The 13472-nt window shown below is 63.4% G+C and carries 10 protein-coding genes; 3 read left to right on the top strand and 7 right to left on the bottom strand.

Annotation, left to right across the window (positions count from 1 at the left end):
• Positions 1-2: 2 nt before the first annotated feature.
• The 3 genes from urtC to urtA form a co-directional block, all read right to left on the bottom strand.
• Positions 3-1145, bottom strand: coding sequence for an urea ABC transporter permease subunit UrtC (urtC, locus tag G8O24_RS15580; protein ID WP_188100675.1), 1143 nt, complete (start codon positions 1143-1145; stop codon positions 3-5).
• Positions 1146-1163: 18 nt separating this feature from the next.
• Positions 1164-2090 carry an urea ABC transporter permease subunit UrtB gene (urtB, locus tag G8O24_RS15585; protein ID WP_188100677.1) on the bottom strand — a complete coding sequence of 309 codons (927 nt, stop codon included), beginning with the start codon at positions 2088-2090 and terminating at the stop codon, positions 1164-1166.
• Between the two features lie 133 nt (positions 2091-2223).
• A complete protein-coding gene (gene urtA / locus G8O24_RS15590; protein ID WP_188100679.1) occupies positions 2224-3483 on the bottom strand; it encodes an urea ABC transporter substrate-binding protein in 1260 nt (419 codons plus the stop codon).
• Between the two features lie 171 nt (positions 3484-3654).
• Here urtA and G8O24_RS15595 point away from each other — a divergent pair, with 171 nt between their 5' ends.
• Both G8O24_RS15595 and G8O24_RS15600 read left to right on the top strand, forming a co-directional pair.
• The gene (locus G8O24_RS15595; protein WP_188100681.1) at positions 3655-7026 is read left to right on the top strand and encodes a hybrid sensor histidine kinase/response regulator; all 3372 of its coding nucleotides are present in this window, start codon (positions 3655-3657) and stop codon (positions 7024-7026) included.
• On the top strand, positions 7010-7936 hold the full coding sequence (locus G8O24_RS15600) for a response regulator (protein WP_376708069.1): 927 nt from the start codon (positions 7010-7012) through the stop codon (positions 7934-7936). The genes G8O24_RS15595 and G8O24_RS15600 overlap by 17 nt, the downstream gene beginning before the upstream one ends.
• A 178-nt stretch (positions 7937-8114) precedes the next feature.
• Here G8O24_RS15600 and G8O24_RS15605 read toward each other — a convergent pair whose 3' ends face one another.
• Positions 8115-9617 (bottom strand): flavin-containing monooxygenase, encoded by a 1503-nt coding sequence (locus G8O24_RS15605; protein ID WP_188100682.1) that lies wholly within the window; start codon positions 9615-9617, stop codon positions 8115-8117.
• 127 nt (positions 9618-9744) lie between these two features.
• A complete protein-coding gene (locus tag G8O24_RS15610) occupies positions 9745-10503 on the bottom strand; it encodes a S1 family peptidase (RefSeq protein ID WP_188100684.1) in 759 nt (252 codons plus the stop codon).
• An 86-nt stretch (positions 10504-10589) separates the two neighbouring features.
• Between G8O24_RS15610 and G8O24_RS15615 the strand changes: the two genes are divergently transcribed.
• On the top strand, positions 10590-11225 hold the full coding sequence (locus G8O24_RS15615; protein WP_188100685.1) for an HAD-IA family hydrolase: 636 nt from the start codon (positions 10590-10592) through the stop codon (positions 11223-11225).
• A gap of 110 nt (positions 11226-11335) precedes the next feature.
• Here the strand turns inward: G8O24_RS15615 and mtnA are convergent, their stop codons facing one another.
• Together mtnA and G8O24_RS15625 are read right to left on the bottom strand one after the other, a co-directional pair.
• Positions 11336-12445, bottom strand: coding sequence for an S-methyl-5-thioribose-1-phosphate isomerase (mtnA, locus tag G8O24_RS15620; RefSeq protein ID WP_188100687.1), 1110 nt, complete (start codon positions 12443-12445; stop codon positions 11336-11338).
• Between the two features lie 30 nt (positions 12446-12475).
• A complete protein-coding gene (locus tag G8O24_RS15625; protein WP_188100688.1) occupies positions 12476-13351 on the bottom strand; it encodes an S-methyl-5'-thioadenosine phosphorylase in 876 nt (291 codons plus the stop codon).
• Between the last annotated feature and the right edge of the window lie 121 nt (positions 13352-13472).

The following is a 13472-nucleotide window of genomic DNA, read 5'->3' on the forward strand; positions in this document are numbered from 1 at the left end:
CCTCACTCCGCCGGGGCGCCGTCGGCCACCGAGCTGTCGGTCCAGCCTTCTGGTTTTGGTTTGCGCGAGACGATCAGGCGATCGATGCGCGGCTGCACATAGTCGCCCCAGATCCCGGCAAGGCCGTTCGGGAATGCGAGCACCACGGCGATGAACAGACCACCGAGACCGAACAGCCACAATTCGGGGAAGGTCTCCGACAGGCTGGTCTTGGCGAAGTTCACGAGCAGCGTGCCGTAGATGGCCCCCAGGATCGACAGCCGGCCGCCGACCGCGGTGTAGATCACCATTTCGATCGACGGCACGATGCCGACGAAGGACGGCGACATAAAGCCGACATTGAGCGCGAACATCGCGCCTCCGATTGCGGCGAACACCGCGGCGATGCAGAAGGCGAAGATCTTGAAGTTGGCAACGCTGTAGCCGGAGAAGCGGACCCGGTCCTCCTTCTCGCGCATCGCGACCAGGATGCGCCCGAGCTTGGAGTGCCGGACGAACTGCGCGATCATGATGCAGACGAACAGGCAGCCGACCTCGAAGAAGTACAGCACGATCTTGGCGTGATCGGGCCTGATGTCCCATCCCTTCAGCGTGCGCAGGTCGGTCATGCCGTTGATGCCGCCGGTGTAGCCCTGCTGGCCCACGATCAGGATGGTGAGGATGGCCGCGACCGCCTGGGTGATGATCGCGAAGTAGGTGCCGCCGACGCGGCGTTTGAACATGGCGGTGCCGATGATCAGGGCGAAGATGCCGGGCACCAGGATGATGGCCGCGATGGTGAAGGTGAGGCTGTGAAACGGCTTCCAGAAGAACGGCAGCGCTGTGATCTGATTCCAGTCCATGAAATCAGGAATGCCGGGGGTCGACTGGATCTTGGTGTTCTCCACGCTCGATGCCTCGAGCTTGAGGAACATTGCCATGCAGTAGCCGCCGAGCCCGAAGAAAACGCCCTGGCCGAGGCTGAGGATGCCGCCATAGCCCCAGCAGATGACGAGGCCGAGCGCGACGAAGGCATAGGTCAGATATTTCGCGACCAGATTGAGCCTGAAGACGTCGAGCGTGAGCGGTAGCACCACGACCAGGAAGACCGCGAGCACGAGAATTCCGATCAGCTCCGATCGATTGACGAACCTGTTGTCGGTCATTGCATGAGCCTCACATTCTCACTTGCGGACCTTGAGGGCGAACAGCCCCTGCGGCCGCAGCATCAGGATTCCGACAACGGCGAGCAGCGTCAGCACCTTGGCCATCGAGCCCGACATGAAGAATTCGAGGGTCGATTGCGTCTGCGAGATCGAGAAGGCCGACGCGATGGTGCCGAGCAGGCTGGCGGCGCCGCCGAACACGACGACGAGGAAGGTGTCGACGATGTAGAGCTGGCCCGAGGTCGGCCCGGTCGAGCCGATCATGGTGAAGGCGCTGCCGGCGACGCCGGCGATGCCGCAACCGAGGCCGAATGTGTAGCGGTCGACCTTCTCGGTGTTGATGCCGACCGCGCCGGCCATGATGCGGTTCTGCACGACGGCGCGCACCTGGCGGCCCCAGCGCGATTTGAACATGACGTAGGCGACCGCGATCGTGATCAGAACGGTGAGGCCCATCACGAAGACGCCGTTGATCGGCACTTCGATGCTGCTCGTGACCTGCAGCGATCCCAGCATCCATTGCGGCAGCTCGACGCCGACCTCGCGCGCGCCGAACACGGAGCGATAGGCCTGCTGCAACATCAGGCTGAGGCCCCAGGTCGCGAGCAGCGTGTCGAGCGGACGCTTGTAGAGGTGACGTATCAGGGCCCATTCCACCAGCATTCCGAGCGCACCGGAGGCGAGGAAGGCGAGGATCATGGCGAGGAAGAAGTAGCCGCCGAACAGACCAGGCATGTAGGTCTGGAACAGATTGGAGGTCATCCAGGTGACGTAGGCCCCGAGGATCATGAACTCGCCATGGGCCATGTTGATGACGCCCATCTGGCCAAAGATGATCGCAAGACCGAGCGCCATCAGCACGTAGACAGAGAACAGGATCAGTCCTGCAAAACCCTGCATGACGAAAATGGAGCCAAGGTCACCAAGCGAATAGTCGCCGAACATCGATGTCCTCCGTCAGGGAATAGGGTCCCGCGTCGCGAACCAGTTCGCGACGCGGGGGTCGTGGGCATGGACTTGCAATCCACGCCAGGGAGCGGCTTGTTGTTGAGGGAGACGGCGAGAGTCGCCGCGTCTCTTACTGGTAGCCCTTCGGGAACGGATCCGGCTCGACGAGATCGGCGGTCTCGTAGATCAGCTCGAACTGGCCATCGAGCTTGGCGCGTCCGACGCGGGTCTTCGACCAGAGGTGATGGTTCTCGTGGATCCGCACGTAACCTTCCGGCGCGCCCTTGAACTCGACGCCCGGGGAAGCCGCCGCGATCTTGTCGACGTCGAAGGAGCCGGCCTTCTCGACCGTCAACTTCCACAGCCAGGGGCCGAGATAGGCAGCCTGGGTGACGTCTCCGATCACCGTCTTCTCGCCCCACATCTTCTTGAACGCGGGCACGAAGGCCTTGTTGTTGGGATTGTCGAGCGACTGGAAGTACTTCATGCAGGCATAGGCGCCCGCGATGTTCTCGCCGCCGATGCCGTCGATTTCGTCCTCGGTCACCGAGATGGTCAGCAGCGGCTGCTTGGCGAGGTCGATGCCGGCGGCCTTGAGCTGCTTGTAGAAGGCGACGTTGGAGCCGCCGACGACGTCGGTGAAGATCACGTCAGGCTTGGTCAGCTTGATCTTGTTGATGACCGAGTTGAACTGGGTGTTGCCGAGCGGATAATACTCCTCGCCGACGACCTTGCCCTTCAGCACGTTCTCGACGTGCTTGCGCGCGATCTTGTTCGAGGTGCGCGGCCAGATGTAGTCGGATCCGATGAAGAAGAAGGTTTTCGCGCCCTTCTCCTTGGCGATCCAGTTCAGGCCGGCGAGAATCTGCTGGGTCGCTTCCTGGCCGGTGTAGATGACGTTCTTGGACTGCTCGAGGCCTTCATAGAAGGTCGGATAGTAGAGCATGCCGTTGTACTGCTCGACCACAGGCAGCACCGCCTTGCGCGAGGCCGAGGTCCAGCAGCCCATGATGGCCGCAACCTTGTCGTTCACGAGCAGCTTCTTCGCCTTCTCCGCGAAGGTCGGCCAGTCGCTGGCGCCGTCTTCCTGGATGAACTTGATCTTGCGGCCGAGCACGCCGCCGGCGGCGTTGATCTGCTCGATGGCGAGCTTTTCGGCCTCGATCGAGCCGGTTTCGGAGATCGCCATGGTGCCGGTCGCCGAGTGCAGGATGCCAACGGTCACTTCGGTATCGGTGACCGCGAGACCGGTGGTGTTGACCGCCGAGGTCGCCGGGGTCTGGGCAAACGAATTCCGCGGCAGCATCGTGATGGCCGGCACGGCCGCCATTCCCATCAATAGTTTGCGCCGAAGCGGCGACAACAAGCCCTTGTTGGTTTCGTCTGACATGAGCACCCCACTGTTTGTTCGAGGACACGCGATTGGTGCCGTGAGGATGGCTCGGATTTGTGCAGCGCAAGCATACGCAAGATCGCGTATACTGCACCGCAAAATACCGACGTAGGCTTTTGGTACGGGATTTGCGAGGGCTCCGGGTCCGTATCGGGAGTGGGGTAAAGCGTGGCAGGGCGGCAGCGAATAGACCGCGTCAGGCGCCAGTACAACCAATGGGTTGCCAACCAGACGCTGGAAGACTACGCGCTGCGCTTCACCGCCAAGAGCGCGCGCCGCTGGTCCGCAGCGCGCGTCGCCAACACCGCGATCGGCGCAATCTCTTTCCTGGTGCTGGAGGCGATCGGCGGCACCATCACCCTCAATTACGGCGTCACCAACGCCGCCAGCGCGATCCTCGTCGTCTCCGTCATCATCTTCTGCTGCGGCGTGCCGATTGCCTATTATGCCGCCAAATGCGGCATCGACATTGACCTGCTCACGCGCGGCGCCGGCTTCGGCTATATCGGCTCGACCGTCACCTCGCTGATCTACGCTTCGTTCACCTTCATCTTTTTCGCGATCGAGGCCGTGATCCTGGCCACCGCGCTGGAGATGTGCCTCGGCATTCCCCGGCCGATCGGCTACCTCATCAGCGCGATCGCGATCATCCCGCTGGTGACCTATGGCATCACGCTGATCAGCCGCTTCCAGCTCTGGACGCAACCGCTCTGGATCGTGCTGCATATCCTGCCATTTGCGGCGATTGCCTGGGCCAGTCCGCACTCTTTCACCGAATGGCACAAATTCGCCGGCGAGCACGGCGACCTCGGCGGCCATTTCGATCTGTTGCTGTTCGGCGTCGCCTCCTCCGTCGTGTTCTCGCTGGTGGCGCAGATCGGCGAGCAGGTCGACTTCCTGCGATTTCTGCCGCGCGATCGCCGCACCTCCAAGGCGTCGTGGTGGATCGCGCTGATGTGCGCGGGGCCGGGCTGGATCGTGCTCGGCGCGCTGAAGCTGCTGGCGGGCTCGTTCCTCGCCTTCTTTGCGTTGAGCCACGGCGTGCCGCCCGAGGAGGCCGCCGAGCCCGCGCACATGTACCTCGTGGCCTTTCGCTACGTGCTGTCGGACCCGGACCTCGCGCTGGCCCTGACCGGCTTCTTCGTGGTGCTGTCGCAGATCAAGATCAACGTCACCAACGCCTATGCCGGCTCGATCGCCTGGTCGAATTTCTTTTCCCGTTTGACCCATAGTCATCCCGGACGCGTGGTGTGGCTGGTGTTCAACGTGATGGTGGCGCTGCTGCTGATGGAGATCGGCGTCTACAAGGCGCTGGAGCAGACGCTGGCGCTCTACTCCAACGTGGCGATTGCCTGGGTCGGCGCGCTGGTGTCGGACCTCGTCATCAACAAGCCGCTGGGCCTGCGTCCGCCGCAGATGGAGTTCAAGCGGGCGCATCTCTACGACATCAATCCGGTCGGCGTCGGCGCGATGACGCTGGCGATCGTCGTCTCAATCGCGGCGTTCTACGGCCTGTTCGGCCCGACCATGAAGGCGCTCGCCGCTTTCGTCGCGCTGACGGTGGCCTTCGTCACCGCGCCGGTGATCGCCTGGCTGACGGGCGGAAAATTCTATATCGCGCGCAAGCCGAAGCGGAGCTGGGCCAATATCGAGGCGATCCAGTGCTGTATCTGCGAACACAGCTTCGAGCCTGAAGACACCACCTCCTGCCCGGCCTATGCCGGCCCGATCTGCTCACTCTGCTGCTCGCTCGATGCGCGCTGCCACGATCTCTGCAAGCCCCATGGACGCGCACAGGTGCAATTCTCCGAGGCGCTCGGCAAAATCCTGCCGCAGCCGATCTATCAACGCATCAACTCGCAGTTCGGTCACTATATCGGCGTCTTCGTCGTCTCCGCAGGCCTCGTCGCGCTGGTGCTCGGGCTGATCTATCTGCAGACCTCGGCGAGCGTGCATGGCGAAAACGCGCTGGTCTCCAACGTGCTCTGGAAGGTGTTCTTCTCGCTCAGCATCATCATCGGCGTGGTGGCCTGGCTGTTCGTGCTGGCGCAGCAGAGCCGCCGCGCCGCCGAGGCTGAGACGCGGCGGCAGACCGCGCTGCTGATCCAGGAGATCGACGCGCACAAGCGTACCGACGCCGAGCTCCAGCGCGCCAAGGAGGTCGCAGAATCCGCCAACCTCGCCAAGAGCCGCTATGTGGTGGGACTGAGCCATGAGCTGCGTTCGCCGCTGAACGCGATCAGCGGCTACGCGCAGCTGCTGGAGCAGGATACGACGCTCAGCACCAAGCCGCGCGACCAGGTTCGCGTCGTTCGCCGCAGCGCCGATCACCTCTCCGGCCTGATCGACGGCATCTTGGACATTTCCAAGATCGAGGCTGGCAGGCTTTATCTGTCCCGCGACGAAGTCCGCTTGAGCGAATTTCTCGACCAGCTCGTCGGCATGTTCCGCCTTCAGGCCGGCGCCAAGGGCATCGACTTCGTATTCCGCCGGCCGGCGACATTGCCGACCGTGGTCTATGCCGACGAGAAGCGGCTGCGTCAGGTGTTGATCAACCTGCTCTCCAACGCCATCAAGTTCACCCAGACCGGCAGCGTGCAGTTCGTCGTTCACTATCGCAGCCCCGTCGCCGAGTTCGAGATCATCGACACCGGACCCGGCATCCAGGGCGACGATCTCGAACGCATCTTCGCGCCGTTCGAGCGCGGCGCGCTCGGGGTTTCACAGCCGCAGACGGGCACGGGGCTGGGGCTCACCATCAGCCGGCTGCTCGCCGGCGTGATGGGCGGTGACATCAAGGTCACCAGCACCGTCGGCCGCGGCAGCACGTTCAAGGTGAAGATGCTGCTGTCGGAGGTGACCAATCCAAGGCGCATCGCGCCGGTGGAGGCCCCGATCTCCGGCTACCACGGCGCACGCAAGACCATCCTCGTCACCGACGACGACCCTGTTCATCGCGACCTCCTGCGCGAGGTGCTGACGCCGCTCGGTTTCATCCTGCTCAGCGCCCCCGACGGTCCGGGCTGCCTGGCGCTGGCGCAGCATTGCCAGCCCGATCTGTTCCTGCTCGACATCTCGATGCCGGGCATGGACGGCTGGGCCGTGGCGGAACAGCTGCGCGCCGATGGCCATCACCAGGCCCGCATCCTGATGGTGTCGGCGAGCGCGCTTGAGGCGCATGGCGCACCGCTGGCGCAGCCTTTCCATGATGGCTATCTGATGAAGCCGATCGATATTCCGCGGCTGCTTGAGACCATCAGGCAGCTGCTCAAGATCGAATGGCAATACGGCTCCGAGGAGACGGTCGTGCCGCTGTGGCGGCCGGAGAGCGGCTCGCGGCCCCCGGTCAGGCACATCGAGGCGCTGATCGGGCTCGGCCAGATCGGCTACGTCAAAGCCATCCAGCTCAAGCTGGACGAGATCGGCAGCGAGCATCCGGAGCATGCCGACTTCGTCGCCGAAATGCGATCACTGGTCGATCGCTTCGATCTCGACCAATACATGACAACATTGAAAACACTGCATGCTTATGAGCATTGAGCCGAAAAAGCGCGACGTCGCGCTCGTGGTCGACGACTCGCCGGAGACGCTGAGGCTGCTGACCGACGCGCTCGACGGCGCCGGGATGACGGTGATGGTGGCGCTGGACGGCGCGGCCGCGATGCGCATCGTCGACCAGATCACGCCCGATATCGTGCTGCTCGACGCGGTGATGCCGGGCATGGACGGGTTCGAGACCTGCCGGCGGCTCAAGCGCGACGCGGGCCTTGCCAATATCCCCGTCATCTTCATGACGGGCCTTGCCGAAACCGAGCACATCGTCCGCGGGCTGGAAGCCGGCGGCGTCGACTACGTGACCAAGCCGATCGTGATCGAGGAGATGCTGGCGCGCATCCGCGTCCATCTCGGCAATGCCAGGCTGACCCAGAGCGCGCGCACCGCGCTCGACGTCTCCGGCCGTTTTCTGTTCGCGGTCAACCGCCAGGGCCATATCCTCTGGGCGACGCCGCAGGCGCAAAAGCTGCTGACCGATCATCATGGCGCGCAGGCCGACGATTTCGTCCTGCCGCCGTCTCTGCTGCAATGGCTGGAGCAGGTGAAGAGCAAGGGCAGCGCCAAGTCGCAAGCCGTCTCCCTGCCCGACAATCCGCAATTGCGGCTCTATTACATGGGCGAGACCGCGCCGAACGAATTCCTTTTACGCCTTTCCAAGGAAGCCGGCACGGCGCTGCCGCCAGAATTCACCAGCGAGCTCGGCCTCACCACCCGCGAAGGCGAGGTGCTGGCGTGGCTCAGCAAAGGCAAGACCAACCGCGACATCGCCCAGATCCTCGGCCTCAGCCCGCGCACCGTCGACAAGCATCTGGAGCAGATTTACGCCAAGCTCGGCGTGGAGAACCGCACCGCGGCGGCCGCGATCGCGACGAACGCGACGCGGAGGAATTCGTAAGCGCTGTTAGGCATGAGTTGAACGCTGACGCCTGAACAACCGGTGTCGTCCCGGCGAAGGCCGGGCCCCATACCGCGTGATGTCTCGTTTTTAGCGATAGCAGTACCGGGCTACGTATCTTCGCCAAACTCGCGGTGGAGTGTGGAGCGAACGCTATCCCTCCACACATCCCGCCCCCTCACCCATACACGAACGCCTTGTCATCCAGATCCGTCTTCGGGATCTCGTCCTTTTCGGTCCAATAGTCCTGGCTGTGCTGCCATTCGGGCTTGTCGCCGCGCTTGGGCAGCAAATTCATGTTGCGCATGATATAGCCGGGGTTGAAGTTCTCCGGATCGATCCAGGGCAGGATCGGCATGTTGTGGTCTTCGGGCCGCAGCTTGACCTCGACCTTCTTCGCGCCCTTCGTCTTCATGTGGCCGAGCAGGCGGCAGACGAAATCGGCGACGAGATCGACGCGCAGCGTCCAGCTGGCCCGGAAATAGCCGAATACCCAGACCATGTTCGGTACGCCCGTGAACATCATGCCGCGATAAGTGACGGTATCGCCGAAGGCGAGCGGCTTGCCGTCGATCTCGAAGGCGATGTCCCCGAGCGCCGAGAGGTTGAAGCCGGTCGCGGTAACGATGACGTCAGCTTCGAGCAGACTGCCTGACTTGAGCTGGATGCCGTTCTCGACGAAGCACTCGATCTCGTCGGTCACGACCGATGCCTTGCCGCTGGCGATGCCCTTGAACAGATCGGCATCGGGCACGAAGGCGATGCGCTGCCGCCACGGGCGATAGCTCGGCGTGAAATGCTTCTCGACATCGTAGTCCGGACCGAGCACGGCGCTGATCTGGCCGATCAGCTCCTTCTTCACCTGCTCGGGCTTGGCCAGGCAGAGCTTCGTGAACGCGTCCTGTTCGAACAGGATTTTCCGCCGAACGATCTCGTGGATCCAGGCCTCGTCAACCTGGAGCCGACGCAATTCCTCCGCGATCTCGATGGCATTGCGCCCGAGGCGGAAATAGGTCGGCGAGCGCTGCAGCATGGTGACATGCGCGCAGTCGTCCGCGATATTGGGCACCAGCGTCGCAGCAGTCGCGCCCGAGCCGATTACCACGACCTTCTTGTCCTTGAGGTCGATGTCGTCGGGCCACGTCTGCGGATGGACGATGCGCCCCTTGAAGCGGTCCATGCCCTTCCATTCCGGCGTGTAGCCTTCGGAATGACGATAGTAACCCTGGCACATCCAGAGGAAGTTTGCGGTGAAGGTCCTGGCCTCGCCGGTATCGGTCGTCACCGCCTCGATGGTCCAGAGATTCTGCTCGCTCGACCAGCTCGCCGACACGATCTTGTGCCCATAGCGAATGTGGCGGGCGATATCGTTGTCGTCGATCACCTCTTTCATGTAGGCGAGGATCTCATCGGCGGTCGCGATCGGCGGCCCGACCCAGGGCTTGAAGCTGTAGCCGAAGGTGTGGAGATCGCTGTCCGAACGGATGCCGGGATAGCGATGCGTACTCCAGGTGCCGCCGAACGTCGCCTGTGTTTCCAGGATGACGTAACTCGTCCCCGGCAGCTGCTTTTCGATGTGATAGGCGCTGCCGATGCCGGAAATACCGGCGCCGACGATCAACACGTCAAAATGCTCCGAAGCCTGCTTGGCGGTGGCGTGAGTGCGAACAGCGACATTCATTGTTGCTTCTATGCCTTGCTTGTTTTTGTGGCCGTCCTTGACCGGACGGCGCGTTTCCTCCGCGAGAGGCATATGGTCACCCATCGCGCTTCCGCTTTAAAATGACATAGATCAATTCGCGATCAAACTACAACGCTGCGCCCCAGCTCCGCGCGGTCTGCAGGATCCAGTCGCGATAGAGCGTCAGCGGCGTGACCCCGGTCAACCCGCCGCAGCCGGCCGCGCCATTTGGCCCCGTCGACCAGCTGATGACGCCGACAAGCACGGCGCCACCAGGCTTGTCCTCGAATACGGGACCGCCGGAATCGCCGGTGCAGGCGCCGATTCCATCGCGAACGCCGTTGGTTACGGGATCGACAAGCCGGATCTGGAACGTGCCGGGCTGGCCCGTGGCAACGAGGCCGGCCACCCGCGTCGCGCCGCCGCTCTTGCCGTCGCCGCGCACGGTGACGCCGATACCGGCGATGGTGAAGCGGCTGCCGACCTGAATCGGGATGTTCGGCATACCAACCGGCACCGTCGATTTTCCCTTGAGTGGAATTTCCAGTTGGAGCAGGGCCACGTCGGCCGTGGCGCGATGCGCCTGCATCGCCTGCATGTTGAAACCCGGATGGACCGCCACGGTGCGCACGTTCAGCAATTGCGGCTGACCATCAGCACCGCGATCGACGATCTTGTAGTCGGCGCCGGGCTGCACGCAGTGAGCGACCGTCAGTACGACCTGCGGGGCGATCAGACTGCCGGTGCAGAAATTGCCGCGCGAGCCGACGATGGTGACGACCGCGCGCGCGACGCCCTCCGTCTGCGGCGTGCCACCGCCGACGATGGCATGAGCGGGTGTCGTGAGCAGCAGCGCAGCGACAGTGAGAGTGGCAAGCTTCATCATGGAACACGCTTCCATCGTCGGCAGGACTGGTCCTTGCCGATAGCGCATGCTAGCCGTCTTGGAAAGCAATTGACGAGGGCAGGACATTGGCGATCGAGGCTGTGATCTTTGATTTTGGCGGCGTGCTGACGAGCTCGCCGTTCGAGGCCTTCGCACGGTTCGAGACAGAGCGCGGCCTGCCCGCCGACATCATCCGGCGCACCAACGCCGCAAATCATCTCGAAAATGCCTGGGCCAAGTTCGAGCGTGCCGAGGTCGACATCGAGACATTCGATCATTTGTTCGCCGAGGAATCACGTGCGCTCGGCGCCGAGGTGCGCGGCCGCGAGGTGCTGCCGCTGCTGCAGGGCGATCTGCGCCCCGAGATGGTCGAAGCTCTGAAGCGCATCAAGGCGCAATTCAAGACCGGCTGCATCACCAACAATCTACCCGCCAATGCCATCGGCAGCCTGACCGGGCGTTCGCTCTATATTGCGGAGGTCATGGTGCTGTTCGACCATGTCATCGAATCCGCCAAGATCGGACTGCGCAAGCCAGATCCGCGCATCTACCAGATGATGGTCGAGACGCTGAAGGTCGATCCGAACAGATGCGTTTATCTCGACGACCTCGGCGTCAATCTGAAACCCGCGCGCGAGATGGGCATGACCACGATCAAGGTCACGAGCGGCGCGCAGGCGATCGCGGAGCTGGAGGCGGCAACAGGGCTGAAGCTGGGGTAGGCAGTTCGTCGTTGCGAGGCGCGAAACCGTAGGGTGGGCAAAGCGAAAGCGTGCCCACCACAAGCAGATGGTGGGCACGGCGCTTCCGCGCCTTTGCCCACCCTACGGAGCTACTCCGCCGCAGCGGCGATCCGCTCCGGAAACGCCGCTGCCAGCGCGGCTCGATCCGGCTTCAGCACGCCGCGTTCAGTGATGAGACCCGTGACCAGACGCGCTGGCGTCACGTCGAAGGCATAGTTCGCAACCGGCGAACCCTCAGGCACGATGCGCACGGTCTCCAAGCGGCCATCCGCCGTACGGCCGGTCATCTCGGTCACCTCCGTGCCGCTGCGCTGCTCGATCGGAATATCCCGGATGCCGTCATCGACCGCGAAATCGATCGTCGGCGACGGCAGCGCGACGTAGAACGGCACGCCGTTGTCATGCGCGGCGAGCGCCTTCAGATAGGTGCCGATCTTGTTGCAAACGTCGCCATTAGCGGCGACGCGGTCGGTACCGACAATGGCGAGGTCGACCATGCCGTGCTGCATCAGATGCCCGCCGGTGTTGTCGGGGATCACGGTGTGCGGCACGCCGTGATGGCCGAGCTCCCAGGCGGTGAGCGAAGCGCCCTGATTTCGCGGGCGGGTTTCGTCGACCCAGACATGGATCTTGATGCCGCGCTCATGCGCGAGATAGATCGGCGCGGTCGCCGTGCCCCAATCGACGGTCGCGAGCCAGCCGGCATTGCAGTGAGTCAATATGTTGATGGTCTCGCCCGGCTTCTTCTTGGCCATGATCGCCTCGATCAAGGCAAAACCATTCGCAGCAATGCCGCGATTGATCTCGACGTCCTGCTCGACGATCTCATCGGCGCGGGCGTAAGCCGCTTCCGCTCGCTCCACCGGATCAATTGGCGCGAGAGCTGCACGCATCTCGTCCAGCGCCCATTTCAGATTGATCGCGGTCGGCCGCGCCACGACAAGCCGATCGTAAGCGCGCTTCAGGCCGGCGTCCGAAGGGTCCTCGCGCATCGCAAGCGCCATGCCGTAAGCTGCCGTCGCGCCGATCAGCGGCGCGCCGCGCACCAGCATGTCTCGGATCGCCACCACGGCGTCCTCGCACGAGACCAGCTTCGCGACGACGAATTCATGCGGCAGCCGGCGCTGGTCGATCGCGCCGACCGTCCAGCCGTCGCGCTCGCGCCAGATGCTGCGGAAATGCTTGCCGTCGACCTTCATGCCGTTCTGCCTTTTCGTTCTTCCCGCGTTTCACCCGCGCAGGATGCGCCCGGCCACCGCGTCAAGCTTCTTCAGAAGCTCGGGATCGCGCGCTTCCGGCGCGGTGATCAACGCGGTATCGAGCGCGCGGTCCGAACCGATCGGACACGGCTCATGTTCACGCGGAAACTCCTGCGCCAGCCGCGCCACCAGCGCTTTCGCCTTGTCGGCGTTTGACGTCAGGACGCGGATGATGTCCTGTACGGTGACGGCGTCGTGATCAGGATGCCAGCAATCGAAATCCGTCACCATCGCGACGGTCGCGTAGCAGATTTCGGCCTCGCGAGCGAGTTTGGCCTCGGGCATGTTGGTCATGCCGATCACCGAATAGCCCAGCGCCTTGTAGGTCATGCTCTCCGCATAAGTGGAGAATTGCGGCCCTTCCATGCATACATAGGTGCCACCGCGCGCGACCGCGATGCCCTCGGCTTCGGCTGCCGCTGCCAGGTGAATCCGCAGCCGCGGCGAGACTGGATGCGCCATCGAGACATGCGCGACGCAGCCTTTGCCGAAGAAGGAGCTCTCGCGCTCGTGGGTGCGGTCGACAAACTGATCGACGAGAACGAAGGTGCCGGGCGGCATCTCCTCCTTGAAGGAACCGCAGGCCGAGAGCGAGATCAGATCAGTGACGCCGGCGCGCTTCAGGACGTCGATATTGGCGCGATAGTTGATGTCGGAAGGCGACAGCCGGTGGCCCTTGTCGTGCCGCGGCAGAAACACGATCGGCAGGCCCGCGATGGCGCCGCGCCGCACCGGCGCCGACGGCTCGCCCCAGGGGCTCTTGATCACCTCTTCGTGCGCGCCCTCAAGGCCCGGCAGGTCGTAGATGCCGGAGCCACCGATGATGCCCAATACCGCCCGCGTCATGCCTGCTCCACCCTGTCCGCTACGTACGACATGGTTAAGCTATGCCAGTTTTGCGGCGGATTTGGAACGGGGGTGGATGGGCCGGAGCTGTGAGGGGCGCAGAAGCGCTGCGTACCCTCAA

This window comes from Bradyrhizobium campsiandrae, from assembly GCF_014529705.1.
GTDB classification, from domain to species: domain Bacteria; phylum Pseudomonadota; class Alphaproteobacteria; order Rhizobiales; family Xanthobacteraceae; genus Bradyrhizobium; species Bradyrhizobium campsiandrae.

Excerpts from the sequence above, each read along its gene's own strand:
- urtC (WP_188100675.1), bottom strand. The coding sequence starts at position 1,145 with ATGACCGACAACAGGTTCGTCAATCGATCGGAGCTGATCGGAATTCTC.
- urtB (WP_188100677.1), bottom strand. The coding sequence starts at position 2,090 with ATGTTCGGCGACTATTCGCTTGGTGACCTTGGCTCCATTTTCGTCATG.
- urtA (WP_188100679.1), bottom strand. The coding sequence starts at position 3,483 with ATGTCAGACGAAACCAACAAGGGCTTGTTGTCGCCGCTTCGGCGCAAA.
- G8O24_RS15600 (WP_376708069.1), top strand. The coding sequence starts at position 7,010 with ATGCTTATGAGCATTGAGCCGAAAAAGCGCGACGTCGCGCTCGTGGTC.
- G8O24_RS15605 (WP_188100682.1), bottom strand. The coding sequence starts at position 9,617 with ATGAATGTCGCTGTTCGCACTCACGCCACCGCCAAGCAGGCTTCGGAG.
- G8O24_RS15610 (WP_188100684.1), bottom strand. The coding sequence starts at position 10,503 with ATGATGAAGCTTGCCACTCTCACTGTCGCTGCGCTGCTGCTCACGACA.
- mtnA (WP_188100687.1), bottom strand. The coding sequence starts at position 12,445 with ATGAAGGTCGACGGCAAGCATTTCCGCAGCATCTGGCGCGAGCGCGAC.
- G8O24_RS15625 (WP_188100688.1), bottom strand. The coding sequence starts at position 13,351 with ATGACGCGGGCGGTATTGGGCATCATCGGTGGCTCCGGCATCTACGAC.